The organism is Staphylococcus sp. FSL W8-0056 (genome assembly GCF_037963075.1).
Lineage (GTDB): Bacteria > Bacillota > Bacilli > Staphylococcales > Staphylococcaceae > Staphylococcus > Staphylococcus aureus.
This window is the reverse complement of the sequence record NZ_CP150142.1, coordinates 443,200-465,996: the sequence shown is the minus strand read 5'-3', so window position 1 is coordinate 465,996 and position 22,797 is coordinate 443,200. Positions and strand designations below refer to the sequence as shown.

20 protein-coding genes are annotated in these 22,797 nt (G+C 31.8%); 5 read left to right on the top strand and 15 right to left on the bottom strand.

Features of this window, described 5'->3' with window-relative positions; translation table 11 throughout:
- Positions 1-156: 156 nt before the first annotated feature.
- From NSS86_RS02350 to nrdI, 8 genes are all read right to left on the bottom strand, one after another.
- Positions 157-1,185, bottom strand: coding sequence for a siderophore ABC transporter substrate-binding protein (locus tag NSS86_RS02350; RefSeq protein ID WP_000754443.1), 1,029 nt, complete (start codon positions 1,183-1,185; stop codon positions 157-159).
- Positions 1,186-1,303: 118 nt separating this feature from the next.
- A complete protein-coding gene (locus NSS86_RS02345; protein ID WP_339302326.1) occupies positions 1,304-2,065 on the bottom strand; it encodes an ABC transporter ATP-binding protein in 762 nt (253 codons plus the stop codon).
- Positions 2,062-3,018 carry an iron chelate uptake ABC transporter family permease subunit gene (locus NSS86_RS02340; RefSeq protein WP_001245577.1) on the bottom strand — a complete coding sequence of 319 codons (957 nt, stop codon included), beginning with the start codon at positions 3,016-3,018 and terminating at the stop codon, positions 2,062-2,064. The genes NSS86_RS02345 and NSS86_RS02340 overlap by 4 nt, the downstream gene beginning before the upstream one ends.
- Positions 3,005-3,976: an ABC transporter permease gene (locus tag NSS86_RS02335; protein WP_000876318.1), complete on the bottom strand. Its 972-nt coding sequence runs from the start codon at positions 3,974-3,976 to the stop codon at positions 3,005-3,007. Before NSS86_RS02335 ends, NSS86_RS02340 begins: the two co-directional genes overlap by 14 nt.
- A 38-nt stretch (positions 3,977-4,014) precedes the next feature.
- Positions 4,015-4,170, bottom strand: a complete 156-nt coding sequence (locus tag NSS86_RS02330; RefSeq protein ID WP_000499195.1) for a hypothetical protein — start codon at positions 4,168-4,170, stop codon at positions 4,015-4,017.
- A gap of 180 nt (positions 4,171-4,350) precedes the next feature.
- Complete coding sequence (gene nrdF, locus NSS86_RS02325) at positions 4,351-5,322, bottom strand: class 1b ribonucleoside-diphosphate reductase subunit beta (protein WP_000562498.1); 972 nt, start codon at positions 5,320-5,322, stop codon at positions 4,351-4,353.
- Positions 5,323-5,439: 117 nt separating this feature from the next.
- Positions 5,440-7,545, bottom strand: a complete 2,106-nt coding sequence (gene nrdE, locus NSS86_RS02320; RefSeq protein WP_000855514.1) for a class 1b ribonucleoside-diphosphate reductase subunit alpha — start codon at positions 7,543-7,545, stop codon at positions 5,440-5,442.
- Positions 7,508-7,906: a class Ib ribonucleoside-diphosphate reductase assembly flavoprotein NrdI gene (nrdI, locus tag NSS86_RS02315; RefSeq protein ID WP_000692521.1), complete on the bottom strand. Its 399-nt coding sequence runs from the start codon at positions 7,904-7,906 to the stop codon at positions 7,508-7,510. The genes nrdE and nrdI overlap by 38 nt, the downstream gene beginning before the upstream one ends.
- An 800-nt stretch (positions 7,907-8,706) precedes the next feature.
- Here nrdI and NSS86_RS02310 point away from each other — a divergent pair.
- The 4 genes from NSS86_RS02310 (at position 8,707) to NSS86_RS02295 (ending at position 11,939) form a co-directional block, all read left to right on the top strand.
- Positions 8,707-9,573: a DMT family transporter gene (locus tag NSS86_RS02310; protein ID WP_001068501.1), complete on the top strand. Its 867-nt coding sequence runs from the start codon at positions 8,707-8,709 to the stop codon at positions 9,571-9,573.
- Between the two features lie 19 nt (positions 9,574-9,592).
- The gene (gene queF / locus NSS86_RS02305; RefSeq protein WP_000930014.1) at positions 9,593-10,093 is read left to right on the top strand and encodes a preQ(1) synthase; all 501 of its coding nucleotides are present in this window, start codon (positions 9,593-9,595) and stop codon (positions 10,091-10,093) included.
- Positions 10,094-10,122: 29 nt separating this feature from the next.
- Positions 10,123-10,368 carry a hypothetical protein gene (locus tag NSS86_RS02300; RefSeq protein WP_001788366.1) on the top strand — a complete coding sequence of 82 codons (246 nt, stop codon included), beginning with the start codon at positions 10,123-10,125 and terminating at the stop codon, positions 10,366-10,368.
- Between the two features lie 65 nt (positions 10,369-10,433).
- Complete coding sequence (locus NSS86_RS02295) at positions 10,434-11,939, top strand: peptide MFS transporter (protein ID WP_000193751.1); 1,506 nt, start codon at positions 10,434-10,436, stop codon at positions 11,937-11,939.
- Between the two features lie 77 nt (positions 11,940-12,016).
- Here NSS86_RS02295 and NSS86_RS02290 read toward each other — a convergent pair whose 3' ends face one another.
- Entirely contained in the window at positions 12,017-12,118 is a 102-nt protein-coding gene (locus tag NSS86_RS02290) for a hypothetical protein (RefSeq protein ID WP_031760357.1), read from the bottom strand.
- Between the two features lie 90 nt (positions 12,119-12,208).
- Between NSS86_RS02290 and NSS86_RS02285 the strand changes: the two genes are divergently transcribed.
- Positions 12,209-13,126 carry a diacylglycerol kinase family protein gene (locus NSS86_RS02285; protein ID WP_000429006.1) on the top strand — a complete coding sequence of 306 codons (918 nt, stop codon included), beginning with the start codon at positions 12,209-12,211 and terminating at the stop codon, positions 13,124-13,126.
- 878 nt (positions 13,127-14,004) lie between these two features.
- On the opposite strand, the gene NSS86_RS02280 is transcribed toward NSS86_RS02285, so the two are convergent.
- The 6 genes from NSS86_RS02280 to NSS86_RS02255 all read right to left on the bottom strand — a co-directional run bounded on the left by NSS86_RS02280 (position 14,005) and on the right by NSS86_RS02255 (position 22,566).
- Positions 14,005-14,547 carry a 5'-3'-deoxyribonucleotidase gene (locus tag NSS86_RS02280; RefSeq protein ID WP_000197262.1) on the bottom strand — a complete coding sequence of 181 codons (543 nt, stop codon included), beginning with the start codon at positions 14,545-14,547 and terminating at the stop codon, positions 14,005-14,007.
- A gap of 338 nt (positions 14,548-14,885) precedes the next feature.
- Positions 14,886-15,944 carry a histidinol-phosphate transaminase gene (gene hisC / locus NSS86_RS02275; protein ID WP_000663030.1) on the bottom strand — a complete coding sequence of 353 codons (1,059 nt, stop codon included), beginning with the start codon at positions 15,942-15,944 and terminating at the stop codon, positions 14,886-14,888.
- A 239-nt stretch (positions 15,945-16,183) separates the two neighbouring features.
- Positions 16,184-17,698, bottom strand: a complete 1,515-nt coding sequence (locus NSS86_RS02270) for an ABC transporter permease/substrate-binding protein (RefSeq protein WP_000180991.1) — start codon at positions 17,696-17,698, stop codon at positions 16,184-16,186.
- Positions 17,691-18,668, bottom strand: coding sequence for an ABC transporter ATP-binding protein (locus NSS86_RS02265; RefSeq protein WP_000589248.1), 978 nt, complete (start codon positions 18,666-18,668; stop codon positions 17,691-17,693). Before NSS86_RS02265 ends, NSS86_RS02270 begins: the two co-directional genes overlap by 8 nt.
- A gap of 221 nt (positions 18,669-18,889) precedes the next feature.
- On the bottom strand, positions 18,890-20,671 hold the full coding sequence (gene recQ, locus NSS86_RS02260; RefSeq protein ID WP_000983677.1) for a DNA helicase RecQ: 1,782 nt from the start codon (positions 20,669-20,671) through the stop codon (positions 18,890-18,892).
- An 11-nt stretch (positions 20,672-20,682) separates the two neighbouring features.
- Positions 20,683-22,566: an ABC-F family ATP-binding cassette domain-containing protein gene (locus NSS86_RS02255; RefSeq protein ID WP_000525106.1), complete on the bottom strand. Its 1,884-nt coding sequence runs from the start codon at positions 22,564-22,566 to the stop codon at positions 20,683-20,685.
- Between the last annotated feature and the right edge of the window lie 231 nt (positions 22,567-22,797).

The following is a 22,797-nucleotide window of genomic DNA, read 5'->3' as shown; positions in this document are numbered from 1 at the left end:
AAATGAACTTGTTACAAGTACATGTTCATTCAACCAACGACTGACAACAGAACATTTTAGAGTCTAGGACATTGATTGACGTCCCAGATTTCCTTTTTTAAAGAAAAGAGGGGAGCAATGATTAAGACCTTTAACCATTGTTCCCCTCTTTTAAAATTATTTTACAACTTTATCAAGTTCCTCAATTTGTTTAATTGTAGTTGTAGTTGATCCAGCTGCAAAGTACCATAATTTAGGATCTAAATTATATACTTTGTCTTCTTTAATTGCTTTAACATTTTTTAATACAGGATTATTTAATGCTTGTTTCGCAGTTGATTTACCACTTATCGCTTGACCTCTATCCATCGCTAAAATAACATCTGGATTTTCTTTATTAACATATTCGTTAGAAACATTTTGTCCATGATTGCTATTACTTACTTTTTTATCAACTGCATTGAATCCTAATGTATCGTAAACTAATCCACCAAAACGACCTTTAGGTCCAAATGTTGATAATTCACCTTCGTTAACTAGTAAATACATAACAGTTTTATTGAAGTTTTTCGTTTTATCTTTCATTGAAGCAATTTTGTTATCTAAATCTTTATTTAATTCTTTAGCTTTATCTTCTTTATCGTAAATTTTACCGATATTTTCAGTGTTTTGTTTCATTGAACCAATTAAGTTCTTTTCATCTGCACCAACATAAACAATTTTCGCTTTAGGTGCAGCTTTTTTGAATTCATCTAAATTCTTTTGATTAGCTGTACGTCCAGAGATAAAGATTACTTCGGGTTTCGTCGCAGCAATTTTATCAAAATTCACTTCTTTTAAATTACCAACGTTTGTATATTTATCATCTTTAAATGATTCTAAGAAATTCGGTAATGACTTACCGCCTTCCCCTTTAGGTAATGCTTTTACTTTATCTGATAAGCCCATTTCTTTCATTACATCTAATGCGCCATAGTCTAACACAACTGCATTTTTAGGATTTTTTGGTACTTCAACAGTTTCTTTAACTTTTTTAGCGTCACTACCATCTTTTTTCTCGCCACGCATTTTATAGTTATTTTCAATTTTTACTGTATCTTTAGAACCTTTAGTTTCTGATTTTGATTGTTCTTTATCAGAATTGTTACCGCATGCCGCTAATAAAAACATTACTGCTAATACTAAATATAAGACTGTTTTCTTCATAATATAATATTCTCCTCTTTTGGCTTAATCTGTGTGCTTGATGTGAAATATAAATAAATGCTTTACGTTTAACCCTTCTTTAATTGGCGCATCACCCCTTTAAAGTGTCTCCAAATTATCAATACTTAAAATATAAACAAATCCTTTGATTTCTTATATGTTCAATTTGAATATTCATGTCATATAAATCACTTAAAACACTACTTTGAATGACATTATCTTTCAAATCTGACTTAACTAGTTGTCCGTTTTTCAATGCTACAATCTGATCTGAATAACAGGACGCAAAGTTAATATCATGTAACACAATGACAATCGCTTTATTCATTTTATGCGCTAACATTTTTAACGTTTGCATAATTTGAACAGCATGCTTCATATCTAAATTATTTAATGGTTCATCTAGCAAAATATATTCAGTATCTTGTGCTATTGTCATTGCAATGTATGCACGCTGACGTTGTCCACCAGATAATGACTTAATATTACGATTTCTGATATCTTGTAGTTGCAACAAATCTAGCGCATCATTGACAATATCATGATCCTCTTTCGTCAAACGACCTTTAGAATAAGGGAATCGTCCAAAGTTTACCAACTGCTCTACCGTAATATTCATTTCAGTATGGTTTGTTTGTTTTAATATAGATATTTTTTTCGACAAGTCATTATTTTTATAATCAGACATGAGCTGTCCATCTATTTTCACTTCACCGTTATCAAAACGAATTAACCTACATATCGCTGAAAGTAAAGTACTCTTACCCGCACCATTAGGTCCAATTAAAGAAGTCAATTTACCTTTTTCGATATCTATGCTAATATCTTCCAATATCATTTGATTATTTATAGTTTTAGTTAAATTTTCAACTTGAATCATTGCGCATTTCTCCTTCTAACTAATAGATAAATGAAATAACTTCCACCAATCAAATCAATAAGTATACTCATTTCTGTCGTAGCTTCAAACACATTTTCAACTACCCATTGCGCACTAAATAAACTAATCCAACTCAAGCAAATTGTCGCAATTAAAATATACTTATGTTCATACGTCTTCATTAGTTCATGCGCTAGATTTACAGTTAATAAACCTAAAAATGTAATTGGTCCTACTAATGCAGTTGACACAGAAACTAAAACTGAGACTATTACAAGTAGAATTCGCGTTAATTTTTCATACGATATCCCAAGATTAATTGCTTCAGCACGACCTAAAAGCAATACATCTAAATAAGGCAATAGTAAAATTGTAATGACTAATAAGATTACTAATAGCACTGCTGAGAAAGTAACTAAATTCGAATTAGAAGCATTAAAATTAGCAAACATACTACTTTGTATTGCTAAAAATGACTCAGGATCCATAATCAGTTGAATAAAACCTGTTATGCTTCTAAAAAATGTTCCTAAAAGGACACCAATAAGTAAGATAAAATAAATTGAAAAATGTCCAATTTTAAAGATACCTTGGAATAGGATTAGTGCGAATAACACCATCGTTATAAGTGTTAATATAAAGTTCAAATATACATTAGTAACCCATACCGATTGAATTCCAAATAAAAAGACTGGCAATACTTTGATAAATAAATAAACTGCATCTAACCCCATTATTGATGGTGTCAATAGACGGTTATTTGTAATCGCTTGAAAAATCACCACTGAAGTTGCAATGGCAGCACCTACTAAAATAATTAATATGAACTTTCTTAAACGACTTGAAAATTGATATTCAAATATTTCAAAATCAATACCTACAAATAAGTACAGCATACTAATTAATAACGTTACTGCAATTAAAAGCATTATTTTTTTATTATTGTTGCGCATAATTTTTCCTACCTTTCATAAGCAAGATAAGGAAAATGATTGTTCCAAATACACCTATTGTTAAACCAATATTTATTTCATATGGATAAACAACAATTCTGCCAACTATATCAGAAAATAATACAAAGATGGCACCTAACATCATCGTATGAGGGATAGCATTTTTCAAATGATCACCTCGATAAATTGAAATAATATTTGGTATTACTAGTCCTAAGAACGGTAATGTTCCAACAGTCACCACTACCAATGCTGTAATAGTTGCAGTAATAAACAATGCGATGTTAATTAATTTTTCGTAACTCAAACCTAAATTATTAGTAAAGTCTTTACCCATTCCTACAATCGTGAAATGATTAGCAAAAAGATATGTCAATGCTAAAAGAGGAATACTTAAATATAAAATTTCATAGCGTCCACTTGTGATAATGGCAAAGTTCCCGTTAAGCCAGTTACCAATGCTTTGAACAGCATTCGTGCGCAATGAGATGAAGGTTGTGAAACTTGCAACAATCCCACCCATCATAATTCCTAAAAGCGGTACAAAAATGACATCTTTCACTTTTATAAAATCAATGATTTTAACAAATAAAAACGTACCGCAAATACTGCAAATAACAGCAAATACTAGTTTTAATAAAATATGACCGGTTGGAAAGAACAATAAAGCAATTAAAATACCTAGTTTAGCCCATTCCATCGTTCCAGCTGTAGTCGGACTAACAAACTTATTTTGCATCATTTGTTGCATTATCAAGCCTGCTAAAGCCAACGAACTTCCAGCAATTAAAATACTCATCGTCCTTGGTATTCGGCTTGAGAATAAAATATTCCGCTGTGATTCAGTTAAATGTAGTAAATCTTTAATTGATAGTTCACTCACACCTATGAACAACGAAATAATTGTCAACAATATTAGTAATAGAAGCAAAATATTTCCCTTTAATAAATACTTCATTACAAATTTTTCTCCCTTTAAATTAATGATAATCATTATCATTGATAATATTTCTCATTAATAGTAGCGTTTTTTGACCATAATTTCAATAGCCTTTCAAATAATTTAGTGTCAATTTTATTGATATTTGCAATTAAACTGAAATTTAATTTTTCGGAATGTGTATTTTGTTTGCTTAAAGTAAAATAGAACACCCTTTTGTAATGCAATATCTTGTATACTTTCTAGCCTCATTGACATCATTAAATACAATTTTTACTTTTTCAAAATATGCATACGCTTTTAAGCATAGAGAAAAGACCTTCAACATGTAGGAGACAAGACGAAACGAATCGCTATTTCCCTTTACATGTGAAGGTCTTTTAATTTAATTGTTATTTGTTGTCAAATACAAAGTCATCATCTTGTAATGCTTCTACGTTTAATGCTAATACATAACCATCACCTTTTACTGAGAAGAAGTCATGGTTTTTAGTTGTTGTATCTAAGGCATTCTCAATGATTGGGTTAAATTCACGTTCCTCAAAATAAGGTTCAAAGCCTAAGTTTGAAAGTGCTTTGTTTCCATTATATTTAACATAGTTTAGCACATCTTCAGTGATTCCAAGATCATCGTATAACATTTTTGTGTATGACTCTTCATTTAAATACAAGTCATTTAGCAATTTATACATTTCTTGATCTGCTTTTTGTTTCTCACTTTCAGATAGTTCATTTCGTAAATGCTGTGCATCTAAACCGGTAAATACACCATGAATAGATTCATCTAAAAGAATTTTACGAATGATTTCACCTGATGTCGTCATTTTCCCTTGACCAGCAAGATATAGTGGATAATAGAAACCTGAGAAGAATAAGAATGTTTCTAAAAATACACTCGTAACTCTGGCCATATATTGGTCGTATATCGAAGCTTCTTTACCCCAAAGTTTGTGATAATTAGCAACAATTTTATCAGATTTATATTTTAAATGGGGTTCCTCTAAAACCCATTCATCTAATAGGTAGTTTGTTTCACTAGATGGTAATAGTGTTGTGAAAATATGTGAATAGCTTTTCGCGTGTATTTGCTCCATCATCGCCATAAATGAATAAACTGCTTTTTTCCTTAAGTCAGTCGTATGTAGCATAACTAAAGGCATGCCATCATCTGCTTGATGTGTATCTAAGCCTGTTAAACCAGCTAATGCTTTTTTAAATGTGTCTTGTTCAGCTTCAGATAAAGTCTTCCAACTTGCAATGTCTTTTGATACTTTAAATTCTGTTTCAACCCACATTTGAGATATATTTTGTCTCCAAAACATATTCGTCATATCTTCTTGTGTGTTCCAATTAACAGCTATCATGAATATAATTTCCTCCTGTAATGTTACTCAATAATTGACAAATACAGACATAGCAGTCTAATCATCTGCTAATTCAGACCAGATGATTAGCTGTTTGTCATTTTCAACATTTAATTGTTAGATAGAACAACTTGTACATTCTTCTACACTTAATAATTTATTTCTAGTATAGTAAAGTGATTTTAATCCTTTATAGTGCGCATATACATATAATCTTGCTAACTCACGTGTAGAAATTTCAGAATTAACATAAAGGATCGTTGAGATACCTTGGTCAATATGCGTTTGAATTGTCGCAATTAAATCGATTAATTTCATCTGATCAGTATTGAATGCTGATTTGTAGTACCACATTGTTTGTGGTGATAAGAATGGCATAGGGTAAAATGTTTCCGCATTACCATAAGTACGACGTTCAATTTGGTCAACGATTGGCATTACAGAACTTGTTGCATTTTGAACATAAGAAATACTTTGTGTTGGAGCAATTGCTAATCTATATGCATGATATAAACCATATTGTTCAACATCTTGTTGTAGTTTCTTCCAATCCTCAGAAGTAGGAATAGCCATACCATCGAATAATTCACGTACTTTTTCGAATTGAGGTTCAAATTCTTGAGTTGTATAGAACTCGAAATATTTGCCATTAGCATAATCAGACTTTTCAAAGTCTTGATATTTGATACCACGCTCTTTAGCGATTTCCATTGAACGTTCGATTGAGTAGAAATTCATCATCATAAAGAAGATATTTGCAAAATCTTTTGCTTCTTCTGACTCATAACCAATTTTATTTTTTGCTAGGTAACCGTGTAAATTCATCACACCAAGACCAACTGAATGTAATTCACTGTTAGCTTTTCTAACTCCTGGTGCATTTTGAATATTTGCTACATCACTCACAACAGTTAATGCGTCCATACCAGAGTGAACTGAATCTCTGAATTTTCCGCTTTCCATTACATTAACAATATTTAATGAGCCCAAGTTACAAGAAATATCACGTTTAATTTCGTCTTCAATACCATAGTCATTAATAATTGAAGTTTCTTGTAGTTGGAAAATTTCCGTACATAAGTTACTCATTTTAATTTGTCCAATGTTTGAATTCGGATGCACTCTGTTAGCATTATCTTTAAACATTAAATATGGATAACCTGATTGTAATTGTGTTTGCGCAATTAAATTCAACATTTCACGCGCATTCTTTTTCTTTTTCTCAACATTTGGGTTTGCAACCATGTCATCATAATATTTTTCTAAATCGATATCGTCTAATGTCACACCATATTCTTCTTTAACTGTATGAGGTGCAAACATATAAAAGTCCTTACCTTCTTTAGCTAAATCGAAGAATTTAGATGGAACAATTAAACCAGTTGATATTGTAGATAAACGTAAATCTTCATCCGCATTTACTTTTTTAGTATCTAAAAATTCTTCTACATCATAATGGAAGATATTTAAGTACACAGCACCAGCACCAGGGCGTTGACCAAGTTGATCTGCATAGCTAAAGCCACCTTCAAGTGACTTAGCAATAGGTAAAACGCCTTTCGCTACGCCTTTAATTCCTTTAATTGCTTCACCACGTGCACGCAATTTAGATAAGTTAATTGCAACGCCGCCCCCAATTTTACTTAATTGTTTTGCAGTTGAATCAATAAAGTTAATTGAATTTAAGCTGTCATCCACTTCTAATAAGAAACATGACACTAGCTCACCACGACGCGCACGGCCTGCGTTTAAAAATGTTGGTGTCGCTGGTTGATATCTTTGTTCAACCATAGCAGAAATAAATTGTTTAGCTTGTGCTTTATTACCATTTGCTAGGTATAAAGCAACAATGGCAACGTGTTGATTATAGTCTTCTAAGTATTGACTTTTATCATTTGTTTTCAAAGCGTAATCTTTGAAAAATTTACTAGCTGACATATAACTTGCAAAATTAAACGAGATTGATTTTGCATAATCAGTGATTTCAATTAGATCCGCTTCACTATAAATATCAAACACATTGAAATAAAAATCGTTGTCTACTAAATAACGTAAACGCTCGATTTCAGTATCGAAGAAGATTGTTTTGTCTTTTACTTCTTCTAAATAAGCTACTAAAGCTTCTTGGTCTTTTTCTAAACTAAAGAATCCATCTTCTCTTCGTTTAGTGACCTCATTATTTAATTCAATATGATTGTACTTTTTCTCTTCCATGGTTTTCATTAAAATTACCCACCTTGTTCTTAAATTCAATAACGTCTTTGTTTTTTCCATGTAACTCAAACTTCATTAATAAAGGGACATTATACTCTTCTGATATCGTGCGACCCGCTTTTGCGAAATTTAGTCCCCAATTTCGATTACCGCTAGCTGCCACACCTCTGATGTATTGATGATTAACTTCTAAAAAAGATTGAACGGGTTCTGGTACTTCTCCAAATCCAATAGTGCCAGTAACGATAATAAACGGTTCATGAACTGGTTCCATACAATTTTCTGCTGTAATCTCAAGCGTATTTTCAAGTTCTGTTCTCTTAATAAAACGACGGACATTTCCAGTAAATGAAAAATATATTATTTTCATTGGATCACCTTCTTTCTTCAACCCTTTTAAATAAAGTAGTCATTCCAATTAAAAAATGCTTTAACAACATGGTTACTATGGTTATCTCAGCATTGTATTAACTATAATGAAGCTACTTATTTTCTCAAATGTAAACCAATTGCATAGATTTATATTTGAGAAAATAGTAGCTTATATGGGTTGAATGTATAAAAATCACTATATGTAGTATTTACATCATTGGATATCTTCCATTTGCTCAGTACATTTTCTAAAAATATGACTATTAATTGATAATAACTATTAAATTTCTGTGTTAAATTACTTTTAAATGTAATTTCTTCATAAATAAAGCATTTGCATACAAAACACAAGATATTGTGTCTTTTTCGTTTCACCAACACTATATTATGTGTTTCATTATACATAAGACACACTATGATTTAAAGTGCCATTTTCTAATCGAATGTTCGTAAAACGTTCCAACTAGGCACCAATACTAAATTAGAAAAACTTGAACAAATTTAAAAAAATTTTTTAGTAGATATCACTTGATTTTTTTAAATCTGTGTCAATCTCAATTGTATCAACAGAAATCAAGAAAAAGCTTATTAGCTTGATACTGAATTGATATTTGTTTTATGTAATAACACAAACATTCATAAAAGTGTAATGCCCTATTATTCCGACAAATAAACACAGAACGTTTGTTCGGTACAGTCTATTATAGTCTTTTTATAGTAAATTTCAACTATTTATGCACAACATGTTGTTTTATGCTAATATAAATACGTTAATTTTATATAAAAGAGGCGATAAAATTGAATCCTAAAGTAAAAGGTATCATTGCCATTTTAATTTCGGCTATTGGTTTCAGTTTTATGTCAGTGTTTTTCAGACTTGCAGGTGACCTTCCTGTTTTTCAAAAATCATTAGCACGAAACTTAGTAGCAATGTTTATTCCATTATTTTTTTTATATAAATACCATCAGCCAATGTTTGGCAGACTTTCAAGTCAACCCTTATTAATAACACGATCAACACTTGGACTTATTGGTGTATTGTTAAATATTTATGCCATTGATCATATGGTACTTAGTGATGCCGATTCATTAATGAAACTCAATCCTTTCTGGACGATTTTATTAAGCATTGTTTTCTTACATGAAAAGGTAAGGAAGTATCAAATTACAGCAATGATAATTGCTATTTTAGGTATGCTTTTAATAGTGAAACCTGAATTTTCATCATCTATGATTCCATCATTAGCTGGCTTATTCTCAGGTATTTTTGCAGCATCAGCATATACATGTGTTCGAGCACTTAGTTCAAGAGAAGCACCATATACTATAGTATTTTACTTCTCCTTATTTTCTGTCATCGTTTTAATACCTTTCACTGCATATACTTATGAACCAATGAGTCAGATGCAAATACTTTATCTATTAGGGGCTGGCTTAGCTGCCGCTGTGGGTCAAATTGGTGTTACTTTAGCATATAGTTTTGCAGCAGCAAAAGATATTTCTATTTTTACGTATGCATCTATAATTTTCACAGCAATACTTGGATTTGTTCTATTCGGAGAATCTCCAGATTTCTATGCAACATTAGGTTACGTCGTTATTATCGGTGCAAGTTATTACATGTTTGAAAAAGCACGCCGAGACGCCAAAATAATAAAAAAATAAATTTAAAGGAGCGCTTTATATGGCACATGGCCGTCAACAAGATGAATTACAAGATATAACTTTATTAGGAAATCAAGACAATACTTACAATTTTGACTATCGTCCTGATGTATTAGAATCGTTTGATAATAAGCATCAAGGTCGTGACTATTTCGTAAAATTCAACTGTCCAGAATTTACATCATTATGTCCAATTACTGGGCAACCAGATTTTGCAACTATCTATATTTCATATATTCCAAATGTTAAAATGGTTGAATCAAAATCTTTGAAATTATACTTATTTAGTTTCAGAAATCACGGTGATTTTCACGAAGATTGTATGAATATTATTATGAATGATTTGATAGAGCTTATGGACCCACATTATATTGAAGTCTGGGGCAAGTTCACACCACGTGGTGGAATTTCTATTGATCCTTATACAAACTATGGACGTCCAAATTCTAAATATGAAAAAATGGCTGAGCATCGTTTGATGAATCATGATTTATATCCCGAAAAAATAGATAATCGTTAAATGTATCATTTAATAAACACACCAATAAGTTGATTTTCCTAACTTATTGGTGTGTTTTTCATTTAGCATACATAATAGGTTACATTAAAATAACATTTTATACCAAAGTACACCAAAAGAATATTAGTACACGAATTAAACAACATTTTTATAGAAACCTATTGCACTTTAACGTCAATAAGTATATTTTTATATTATCTCTAATTAATTGTGCGCGCTTAATAACAGAATATTCTCAATATTTTTATTTTTTTGTGATTTGTTGGAATATTTAGTTGATAAGGCACAATCAAATTTACTTAAACTATTGTATTAGGGGAAGAAAGGATGGGATGTATACATGACACAACAAAACTCCCATGGAAATCAAATTCAAGACATACCTCAAACAGGATTTTTCGGGCATCCTCGAGGACTAGGCGTACTCTTCTTTGTAGAGTTCTGGGAAAGGTTTAGTTATTATGGCATGCGTGCCCTACTCATTTTCTACATGTACTTTGCCGTAACAGATAATGGCCTTGGAATTGATAAAACAACAGCTATGTCAATTATGTCAGTTTATGGTTCATTAATCTATATGACATCAATACCAGGCGGATGGATTGCTGACAGAATTACAGGCACTAGAGGCGCTACTTTATTAGGTGCAGTCTTTATTATTATCGGACATATTTGTTTAAGCTTACCATTTGCATTAATCGGCTTATTCACATCAATGTTCTTCATCATTATTGGTTCAGGTTTAATGAAGCCAAACATTTCAAATATCGTTGGCCGTTTATATCCTGAAAATGATAGACGTATGGATGCAGGTTTTGTTATTTTCTATATGTCAGTTAATATGGGTGCATTATTATCACCTATTATTTTGCAACACTTTGTTAATGTTAAAAACTTCCACGGCGGATTCTTGATTGCAGCAGTTGGTATGGCATTAGGTTTAGTATGGTATGTACTTTTCAACCGCAAAAACTTAGGTAGCGTTGGTATGAAACCTACTAACCCATTGACACCAGCTGAAAAGAAAAAGTATGGTCTTATTATCGGAAGTGTTGTCTTAGCAATTGTATTAATTATCGTTATTGGTGCATTAACTAACTCATTATCATTTAACTTAGTTAGTAATACTGTTTTAGTATTAGGTATTGCATTACCAATCATTTACTTCACTTTAATTATTAGAAGTAAAGATGTCACTGATACTGAACGTTCTCGTGTTAAAGCATTTATTCCATTATTTATTCTTGGAATGGTGTTCTGGGCTATTCAAGAACAAGGGTCTAATGTATTAAACATATATGGAATTGAACATTCAGATATGAAATTAAACTTATTTGGTTGGAAAACAAACTTTGGTGAAGCGATCTTCCAATCAATTAACCCATTATTTATTTTATTATTAGCTCCAATTATTTCACTTTTATGGCAAAAGCTTGGAACTAAACAACCTAGCCTGCCAGTAAAATTTGCAATTGGTACGTTCTTAGCAGGTGCGTCATACATACTAATTGGTATTGTAGGTTATGCATCAGGTTCATCAAACTTCTCAGTTAACTGGGTTATTTTATCGTACATTATTTGTGTTATCGGTGAGCTATGCTTATCACCAACGGGTAATAGTGCTGCTGTTAAGTTAGCACCTAAAGCATTTAATGCCCAAATGATGAGTATTTGGTACTTAACTAACGCTTCTGCACAAGCAATCAATGGTACTTTAGTTAAGTTAATAGAACCACTAGGTCAAACAAATTACTTTATTTTCCTAGGTGTTGTTGCAATTATTGTTACAACAATTGTATTAGCATTCTCACCTTTAATCATCAAAGCGATGAAAGGTATACGTTAATATTGTTGGCCTAATTCAAAAAACAGTAAGTCATTTAAATGGCTTACTGTTTTTTTATAGGTTTCTATTAATTAAATTCAAGATATCAGTATAAATAAAAGCTTAATATGCTCGTTATAGACAGCTATAACTATATTTTCTCGTCCCACTCTATAGACATCAATGTCAGTTATTACCATTTTCTCTATTTAAAAACATATTTTTGGTATTAACAATTAAAAGTGGGTATATATATTTAATGAACCAATTTTTAGAAAGTAGGCTAAACTATGGAAAATAAATATACACATGGTGTCCTCTTTTACCATGAACACAGTGGATTAAAAAATATTAATCAAGGTATTGGGGAAGTTACAACAGCATTAAGTTCAATTTGTAAGCATCTTTCTATTCAATTGAGTGAAAACGAAGGTGACATTATTAAATATTGCCAAGAAATCAAAACTAAAAACTATGCAAAAGATGTAGATATATTATTTATTCTTGGCGGTGATGGCACGGTTAACGAACTTATAAATGGTGTTATGTCACATGACCTTCAACTCCCTATTGGCATTTTACCAGGCGGTACTTTTAATGATTTTACAAAAACGCTAAATATAGCACCTAATCATAAACAAGCTAGTGAACAAATGATTTCTGCACAAGTTGGTACATACGATGTAATTAAAATAAATAATCAATATGCACTCAACTTTGTTGGCTTAGGTCTCATTGTTCAAAACGCTGAAAACGTACAAGATGGTTCAAAAGATATATTTGGTAAATTGAGTTATATTGGATCAACTGTCAAAACACTGCTAAATCCAACACAATTTAATTATCAATTATCAATAGATGATAAGACATATTCTGGCGAAACGACCATGATACTAACAGCAAATGGTCCATTCATTGGTGGTAGTCGTATACCATTGACTGATTTGTCTCCTCAAGATGGTGAACTGAACACTTTCATTTTTAATGAACAAAGTTTCAGTATTTTAAATGATATTTTTAAAAAGCGTGATAGCATGAATTGGAATGAAATTACTCAAGGTATTGAGCATATACCTGGTAAAAAGATTTCACTTACAACAGATCCAGCAATGAAAGTTGATATTGATGGCGAAATTTCATTAGAAACACCTATTGATATTGAGGTTATACCAAATGCTATTCAGTTACTTACTGTCAATGATTTGTAAGCATCCGGAATGATCTTGACCCGATATTATATTAGGTTTGGAGTGTAATCATAAGATTCAACGCACCTTATATTCGTTTTTATTAGCTTTAAGCTATTACCCTGTTTCAAAAACAGACATATAATTTTGGCGCATGCCACTAAAATGATTGATGTTGTATTTTAAATCATAGTGGTTTATGCGTCTTTTTCAAATTCTATAAAAAATCGGATGACGTGTAATCTGCCATAGATTAACACATTCATCCGATTTATAATAATGAGATAGACTAACATTTATTGAGAGCGGGACGGAAATGATAAAGAACGACTAATGATTGATTATGTAGCGATTCTTTATCATTAGTCAAAGCTAATGTGTACTTAAAAATAGGAGGGAGTGGGACAGAAATGATATTTTCGCAAAATTTATTTCGTCGTCCCACCCCAACTTGCATTGTCTGTAGAAATTGGGAATCCAATTTCTCTGTGTTGGGGCCCCGCCGGCAAGGTTGACTAGAATTGAAAAAAGCTTGTTACAAGCGCATTTTCGTTCAGTCAACTACTGCCAATATAACTTCGTAGAGCATAGAACATTGATTTATGTCCCACTCCCATAAGAAATACTAATTTCTAAAGAAAAAGTATTTCTTTATGTTGGGGCCCACCCCAACTTGCATTGTCTGTAGAAATTGGCGTTCCAATTTCTCTATGTTGGGGCCCCGCCAACTTGCATTGTCTGTAGAAATTGGGAATCCAATTTCTCTATGTTGGGGCCCCGCAGTCAACTACTGCCAATATAGTGTTGTAGTGTCTAAGACATAAAAGTTCATCTCAGTCACAATTACTTTATAGCCTATCCATCATCTTTTCTACATGAAATTTTTCAAGTGATATATTTTATTTCTCAATATTATCTAAAAAATACTGTTCTACATCTTTCCAGCTATTTACGCGTTCAAATCGATCATCATTAATATTATGCACTGCTGTAAACATAATCGGTGTACCAGTAAAAATTTCAAGCTGTCTAGGATTGTCATCTATTAAATAATCAGCTTTAACGATGTTTTTTCTACCACAAAAAACAAAATGCTGAGGATCTAAAAATGGAAAGAACTCTAGTAACCATTCATATTTATCACTAAATGATGTTGGTACATCCATTGCTGCTGTAGCAATATATACATCATAATGTTCAGTTAATTTTTTCACAACTTCTTGTGCATGTGGCATCACTTTAAGATGTCTGAAGAAGCCTGGTTCTCTCAATACTTCTGTAATTAATCCATCATGTTCAGGAATAACATGTTTAAGTTTTTGACCATTCAAAGCTTCCATTTTAATACCTAAATCCGCTCTAAAATTGACAGCATCAATGATTTCTCCTAATGTATCTGCCAATACTTCATCCATATCAATCGCGATTGATTTACGGGTCATTTTAATCTTCTCCTCAAAATATCAGTATTGATTCAGTATAGCAAAAAAGCAATTGATACAAAACAATATCATCTATTGTTGCTTTTTACACTGAATACTCTCACCTCATCATTCACACTGCATTGAGCTTGAGACATAAATCAATGTTCAATGCTCTACAAAGTTATATTGGCAGTAGTTGACTGAACGAAAATGCGCTTGTAACAAGCTTTTTTCAATTCTAGTCAGGGGCCCCAACACAGAGAATTTCGAAAAGAAATTCTACAGGCAATGCAAGTTGGGGTGGGACGACGAAATAAATTTTGAGAAAATATCATTTCTGTCACACTCCCCACTTACTATTCGTATTTAAAATTTGATAAAACTTCTAACATTTTATCATTTTGTTCTTTAAAACCAATTGTAATTCTAACACCAGTTGGAAATGGTCGCGTAATACACCCTACATTTAAAAGTGCTTCATAAAGTTCATTTACCCGCTTTGTTTTTACAAATATAAAATTCGTTTGACTTGGCAAGAAATACTCACTTTGAGGTAATTGATAAAATCTTTCGCGTTCAACACTATTTTTATGTGTTACCTCTTTTAAATATTGTTGATCTTCAAGTGCTGCAACTGCTGCGTATTCAGATATACGTGTCACATTAAATGGTGGTCTAATGATGTTCCATTTTTCAATCGCATGTTCACTTGCTACCACATATCCTACACGTAAACCCGCTAATCCATACGCCTTTGAAAATGTACGTAATAAGAAAGCATTGTCATATTTTTGTTGCAAAGCAAGTGTATCCGGGTAGTCCTCTGCTGTCACAAATTCAAAATAAGCTTCATCTATAATTACTGGTACATGTGGAGGTACTTGAGATAAAAACGAATCTAAGCTCTCATGATTAAAATATGTACCTGTAGGATTATTTGGATTACATAACCATACCAATGACGTATCTTCATTAACTTCTTTTAAAATACCTTCTAAATCGAAGCCACCATCTTTTAAAGGTACTTGTATCACATTAGCTGATTCAACAATCGCATTGTGATAATATTGACCGAATGTCGCTTCACTTGTAACAATAGTATCCCCTGGCGTTAATACTGCTCTAGAAATCATTAATATAACTTCATCTAATCCCGCACCAAATAAAATGCGTGATTGATCTACATTTAAATGTTTACTAATCGCCGCTTTTAATGTCGGTGATCCTGTTTCAGGATAATAATATAACTCATCTAAATGTGCTGATATCGCTTCTTTAACTTTAGGCGATGGTCCATACAAATTTTCATTTGATGCAAGTTTATATAAATCTCCTTCAATGCCATACTTTTCTTTCAATGCCCTTGGAGATAAACCAGGCTGATATGCTGATAGTTGATTAAGTTGTTCTTTCATAATAAAAACAACCTCCTTAGAATTAACTGAAATTTTAAAAAACTTATATTCATTATATCGCTCTATGTTTCTAAAATGCAATGCTACTATTTTCACATCATAATAGCTTACATTGTGTTTAACATGTCATATTTTTTAATCATTATTGCATGTTTAAATTGAACATAATTATAGATTTAAATATAACAACGCCACATAAGATATAATTTGGTGTTACGCATCTTATGTGGCGTTGGTCGTTATTTGATTAACCCTTTTGCTTTTAAATAATCTTTCGCAACTGTATATGGGTCTTCATTTTTAACTGTTACTTTATAGTTCATCATTTGCATATCTTCATCAGATATTTTGTTTTCTAGTTTGTTTAACGGTTTCTTAATTTCTGGATGTTTCTTTAAAAAGCTTTCTTTAAATAATGGTGCTCCTTGATATGGTGGAAATACGTGCTTATCATCTTTTAACACAACCATATCATATTGTTTTAATTCAGCGTCAGTTGAATATGCATCTATTAAATTAATATTACCTTTATTGATCGCTTGATATCTCAACTTAGGTTCCATTGTACGTATGTTATCTAAATTTAAATTATAAGCCTTTTGAACAGCTTTGTAACCATCTGGACGATCATTAAATTCCAATGTAAATCCTGGTTTAAGTTGATCTTTAACCTTATTTAAATCACCAATTGTACGTATATTATGTTGTTTAGCAAAATCACGTTTTACAGCTAAAGCATACGTATTGTTATACTTCATTGGTTTTAACATAGTCATTTGATATTTCTTTTCAAGACTTTGCTTAGCTTGTTCATAAACTTTTTTCTCTTCTTTTGACTTCAATGGTTCTTTTGTTAATTCACCTAAAACTGTTCCAGTAAACTCTAAATACCCATCTATATCATCAGATTTTAAAGCATTAAATAAAAATGCTGTTTTCCCCATACCATCTTTCACTTCTACAGTATTTTTGGTCTCTTCTTCTATTAAAATTTTATACATATTTGTAATAATCGAAGGCTCGGAGCCAAGCTTTCCAGCTAACGTAATTTTATCACCTTTTTGTGCAAACATAGGAATAGCGATGGCCAGTATAATAATCATCACTATAACACCTAACGTCATCAATAACTTTTTATAAGATAATTTAGCCATAAATCTTAAAATTAAATCAAATATAATTGCCAATAAGGCTGCTGGAATTGCACCTAATAATATCAATGACGCATTGTTACGGTCTATACCTAATAAAATTAAATCTCCTAGTCCGCCTGCACCAATTAATGCTGCTAGTGTCGCTGTACCTATAATTAATACCATAGCCGTTCTTACACCAGCCATTATAACAGGCATTGCTATCGGAAGTTCGACTTTAGTTAAACGTCTAAATGGTTTCATACCTATACCTTTAGCCGCTTCAATGAGTGATGGATCAACTTCTTTAATTCCAGTATACGTATTCCTTAAAATTGGTAACAACGCATACACTACAAGTGCAATAATTGCTGGCACACGACCGATACCAAATAAAGGAATCATTAAACCTAATAATGCCAACGATGGTATGGTTTGAAGAATTGCCGCAATATTCATTACGATTTCAGATATCGTTTTAGTCTTCGTTAATAAAATACCTAATGGTACCGCAATAGCAGTTGCAATCAATAATGCAATAAATGATATTTGAATATGTTCTATCATTGTCGAAAAGAGTTGCCCCTTACGTTCACTCAATATGTCGAAAAAGTTAGTCATGTTGAGCTACCTCCTTTTTCTGGGACAAATATTTGAAGATATCTTTCCTATCAATAACATATTGACCTACGCTATCTTCTTGCATGACAATGACACGCTCGCTCTCTGATAAATGTTGATACAATACTTCAATTGGTTGATTGTCATAAACAATTGGATAAGCGCTCATAGATGTAACCTCATCGATTGGTTTCATAATATCCAAGTCACGAATAATTGCGTTCTCTTCAACACATGGCGCATCATCTTCTAAATGACTACCCATAAATTGTTTAACAAATTCACTTTGAGGATTATTTTTAAATCCTTCTGGTGTGTCAATTTGTTCAATATGCCCTTCATTCAAAAGACAAATCTTATCACCAAGTTTCATCGCCTCTTGAATATCATGTGTAACAAATATGATTGTCTTCTTAATTTTAGTTTGTAATTCAATTAAATCATCTTGAAGTTTTTCTCGGCTGATTGGGTCTAATGCACTAAACGGTTCATCCATTAAAATAACTGGTGGATCAGCTGCTAACGCACGTATAACTCCTACACGTTGTCGTTGCCCCCCTGACAATTCATCAGGTTTTCTGTTTTTATATTTTTCAGGTTCTAATCCAACCATATCAAGTAATTCATCTACTCTTTTATCTATATCTTTTTCTTTCCACTTTTTCATTTGTGGCACTTGTGCAATATTTTCTTTGATCGTCATATGTGGGAATAATGCAATCTGCTGCAATACGTATCCAATATCCCAACGCATTTCGTATACTGGATAATCACTTATTGGTTTATCTTTAAAATAAATATAACCTTCACTTAAGTGAATGAGTCGATTAATCATTTTTAATGTCGTAGTTTTTCCACAACCTGAAGGTCCAATTAGCACAAAAAATTCACCCTCATTAATATTGAAACTAATGTTATCGACAGCAACATGTTTGCCATAACGCTTAGTTACATTTTTAAACTTAATCACTTTGCCACCTCTTTTTTTCTCATAGCATAAAACCGAGATTATATGTATGTATTCCCTATTTAACCACGTTTATTACAATTTTCAAATTTAAATGATTTATCCTTGAACTTTTTTAACAAAATAATGAATAATAGGTAATCTCCAGTTAAGAAATAGTGTTATTTTACCTTGAATTCAAAAAAACACCCAGTAAAACAAGGAATGCTTACTAGGTGCCTTCACTATACTTTGGCTTTATAATTTTGAATCGTTTCTAAAAATGCTGGACAATAATGTTTTAATTTGTAACTACCTACGCCATCAATATTAATCATATCTTGTTTCGAAGCAGGCTTACGTTTAGCAAATTCCTCCAACGTGTAATCAGAAAATATACTTACAGGTGCTATCGTTAATTTGTCACTTAACTTTTTACGAACTTCTACCAACTGACTGAATAATACTCGGTCAACCCCTTCAACCGTATTTATAAATACTTTTTCAGTCGCTTTTTGCTTAAATGGTGTTGTGAATACTTCTACTTCATTACTGAGTAATTTTTTAATTGAAGTATCACACATTAATATTTCGTCATTTTCATTTAAGAACCCTTTGAATCTTAATTCATCTATTAAGTGACTTAATTCTGATGTTGTGTAACCTTTCATTAAACCATGGGTTGAAATTTGGTCATAACCTTTATACTTAATATAATCTGTTGACTCTCCTCTTAACACTTGAATGATAACACTATAACTCTCTTGTTGTTTCATACGAGCGATGCAACTAATAATCATCTTAGCTTCTTGTGTCATATTATATGATTTATCTTGTTGAACACAATTACTACATTGTTCACATTCTTCTAATTTTTCATTCGGTTCAAAATAATGGACAATTGTTGCTTCTAGACATTTTTTTGTTTTTGTATATTGAATCATTTTAGTTAACTTTTCGCCCATTTTATCTTTATAGTCATCATCAGCTTGAGAGACTGTTATAAAATACTCGTGTAAATTGATATCGCGTTCGCTAAATAACAAAATACATTCACTTTTCAACCCGTCACGACCTGCACGACCCGCTTCTTGATAATAAGATTCTAAATCTCCAGGCATATTATAATGAATAACAAAACGTACATTGGATTTATCAATACCCATACCAAAAGCATTTGTAGCAACGACTACTTTAACACGATCAAATAAGAAATCATTCTGCGCTTCTTCTCTTTCTTTATTGCTCAAACCTGCATGATATATAACACTTTCAATTTTCTGACTTTCTAAGGCTTCTTGAAGCTCTTCAACTTGCTTACGTGTAGAACAATAAATAATACCTGCATCTTCATCATGTGTTTTAATATAATCCAATATAAATTTTTGACGTTGATAAGTAGGATTTACTTTAAAAATTAAGTTTCTACGCTTAGTACTCGTTTTAATTTGATCAGTTTGAGCGATATTTAACTTTTCTCTAATATCTTGCTGTACTTCAACCGTGGCAGTTGCTGTCAACGCTATTATTGTAAAATCTTGAGGTAACGTAAATACTTTTGAAATAACATTTTGGTAACTCGGCCTGAAATCATGACCCCATTTAGAAATACAATGCGCTTCATCAAACGCGACTAAGTGAATCTTTATACGCTGAAGCATATTTAAAAAATATCGGTTTTCAAATCGTTCTGGTGCAACATACAAAAATTGAATTTCTCCATTTGATAATGCTTTTTCAATACGTTGTTGCTCTTTTTGAGTCAAACTACTATTTAAAAAAGCAGCTTGAATTCCCATCGCTTTTAATTGATCCACTTGATCTTTCATTAATGATATTAGTGGACTTATTACAATTGTTGTACCACCTAACAATAAACCTGGTACTTGATAGCATATAGACTTACCTCCACCAGTTGGTAAGACACCAAGCACATTACGATGGTCTAATACTTTGCTAATAATTTCTTCTTGTCCTGGTCGAAATGTTTCATACCCAAAGTAATGCGATAATGTTTGTTGCATCATAAATTGACCCCTTATTGTTGTTCTTTAATTTCTTCTAACTCACTCCATCTTGTGATGTCTAAATCATATTGAATTTCAAGTTGTTCTTTTTCTTCGTTTAGTTCTTTAATTTTCCCATAATCTGCACTTGCCTCAATCATGAGCACATCAATTTCTTCCATTCTTACTTCCGCTTGTTCTATGCGTTTCATCAATTGTTCATATTCTAATTTTTCTTTATATGATAAACCATTTTTCTTACGTACAGTTGTATAAGATTTAGATTGTTGCTTCAATGTGGATTTATTTTTATCTAATGATTTTTTATAACTTTCATAATCTTCAAAAGTTCCGATAATCTTTTCCATCTGACCATCATGAATAAACCAATATGACTGTGCAACTTTATTTAAGAAGTAGCGATCATGGCTTACGGTAATCACTGTACCACCGAAAGTATGAATATAATCTTCAAGTATTGTTAAAGTCTCAGTATCTAAATCATTTGTCGGTTCATCTAACAACAGAACATTTGGCTGGTGTACGAGTAGACGTAATAAATACAAACGCTTTTGCTCTCCACCAGATAATTTATAAACTTTTTTACCATGAGTTGCACTTGGAAATAAAAATCGTTCAAGAAGTTGTGTAATAGATACCGAGGTTCCATCTTTTTCTTTTGCGACCTCACTTTCTTCTCTTAAATAATCAATCATACGAATATCTCTATCCAGGGTCTCATCTGTTTGCTTAAAATAAGCTACTTTAACCGTCTGCCCAGTCTTCAATTTACCTTCGAATTGTTGGTCTTCTCCACTCAAAATATTTAAGAGTGTTGTTTTACCAGCTCCATTTGGCCCAACAACACCAATACGCTCACCTTTTTGAATAATTTCCGTCAGATGTTCAAATAATACTTTATCATTAATAGCCTTTGATAAGTCTTCTAATTCGAACACTTGCTTACCTAATCTTGAATAAGCAAGATTCAATTCACCTTTATCGTCTTTATATTGCTGGTTAACTTCATTTTCTAGGTCATTAAATCGATTAATTCTAGCTTGTTGCTTTGTAGTACGAGCCTTAGCTCCAGCCCTCATCCAAGCAAGTTCTTCCTTATATAAAGCTCGTTGCTTTTGTTGTTGCTTTTGAAGTGTTACTTCTCTTTCAGCGCGCATTTCAATATAAGATTCATAGTTACCAGGATATGACGCTAACTTACCTCTGTTTAGTTCAATAATTCTAGTGGAAACTTCATTTAAAAAATATCGATCATGGGTTACGAATAAAACTGTATGAGGATATTGCTTCACATAATTGATCAACCAGCTGATTGATTCGAAGTCTAAATGGTTCGTAGGTTCATCTAATAACAATAAATCTGGTTGTTCTATTAATGTTTTAGCAAGTACAACACGTTTTTGTTGTCCGCCGGATAATTCTTTAATGTATTTAGTAGTATCATGTATACCTAGTTTTGAGAGGATTGTTTTAATTTCAGCGTTATAGTCCCAAGCATCATGTTGATCCATAGCATCTTGCGCATCTATCATTCGCTTGAACAATTTATCACTTTGGTCATCCGCATAAGCTTGTACTGCCTGCTCATATTGCTTGATGATGCGTAAAGTTGTTGTATCAGAACTTAATACTGCATCAAAAACTGTCATATCTTCATTAAGGTCCTGTTTCTGAGACGAATATCGAATTCGATATTGATTTGGATGCATAACATTGGCTGTAAAATCATCATCAATACCACCAATTACTTTTAACAACGTACTTTTCCCTGTACCATTTATGCCCACCAAACCTATTTTTTCACCTTCTGAAATTGATAAATCTAGGTTATCGAATATAGTCTTATCGGCATAAGATTTATTTAAATGTTCAATTTTATATGCTTCCATACCCATCTTCCTTCTTCTGTTGAAATCTCTACGTACTTAAATCAGTTCTATACATTATACACCTTTTTGAAATCAAAAGAAATCGATACCGTTAAGTGTCATAATTTAATATATTGTTGCTTCAACTATAAATAAAACTTGATAAGGCTTTGATGACTATGCTAATGATTTTTATAATATACCTTTTTATCAACACATATACTGTAAAACATAATATAAAAGAACATAATAAAACCC

Excerpts from the sequence above, each read along its gene's own strand:
- NSS86_RS02290 (WP_031760357.1), bottom strand. The coding sequence starts at position 12,118 with ATGGTAATAACTGACATTGATGTCTATAGAGTGGGACGAGAAAATATA.
- NSS86_RS02340 (WP_001245577.1), bottom strand. The coding sequence starts at position 3,018 with ATGCGCAACAATAATAAAAAAATAATGCTTTTAATTGCAGTAACGTTA.
- nrdI (WP_000692521.1), bottom strand. The coding sequence starts at position 7,906 with ATGAAAATAATATATTTTTCATTTACTGGAAATGTCCGTCGTTTTATT.
- NSS86_RS02350 (WP_000754443.1), bottom strand. The coding sequence starts at position 1,185 with ATGAAGAAAACAGTCTTATATTTAGTATTAGCAGTAATGTTTTTATTA.
- recQ (WP_000983677.1), bottom strand. The coding sequence starts at position 20,671 with ATGATGCAACAAACATTATCGCATTACTTTGGGTATGAAACATTTCGA.
- nrdF (WP_000562498.1), bottom strand. The coding sequence starts at position 5,322 with ATGATAGCTGTTAATTGGAACACACAAGAAGATATGACGAATATGTTT.
- NSS86_RS02270 (WP_000180991.1), bottom strand. The coding sequence starts at position 17,698 with ATGACTAACTTTTTCGACATATTGAGTGAACGTAAGGGGCAACTCTTT.
- NSS86_RS02295 (WP_000193751.1), top strand. The coding sequence starts at position 10,434 with ATGACACAACAAAACTCCCATGGAAATCAAATTCAAGACATACCTCAA.
- nrdE (WP_000855514.1), bottom strand. The coding sequence starts at position 7,545 with ATGAAAACCATGGAAGAGAAAAAGTACAATCATATTGAATTAAATAAT.
- NSS86_RS02280 (WP_000197262.1), bottom strand. The coding sequence starts at position 14,547 with ATGACCCGTAAATCAATCGCGATTGATATGGATGAAGTATTGGCAGAT.
- hisC (WP_000663030.1), bottom strand. The coding sequence starts at position 15,944 with ATGAAAGAACAACTTAATCAACTATCAGCATATCAGCCTGGTTTATCT.
- NSS86_RS02335 (WP_000876318.1), bottom strand. The coding sequence starts at position 3,976 with ATGAAGTATTTATTAAAGGGAAATATTTTGCTTCTATTACTAATATTG.
- NSS86_RS02255 (WP_000525106.1), bottom strand. The coding sequence starts at position 22,566 with ATGGGTATGGAAGCATATAAAATTGAACATTTAAATAAATCTTATGCC.
- NSS86_RS02345 (WP_339302326.1), bottom strand. The coding sequence starts at position 2,065 with ATGATTCAAGTTGAAAATTTAACTAAAACTATAAATAATCAAATGATA.
- queF (WP_000930014.1), top strand. The coding sequence starts at position 9,593 with ATGGCACATGGCCGTCAACAAGATGAATTACAAGATATAACTTTATTA.
- NSS86_RS02285 (WP_000429006.1), top strand. The coding sequence starts at position 12,209 with ATGGAAAATAAATATACACATGGTGTCCTCTTTTACCATGAACACAGT.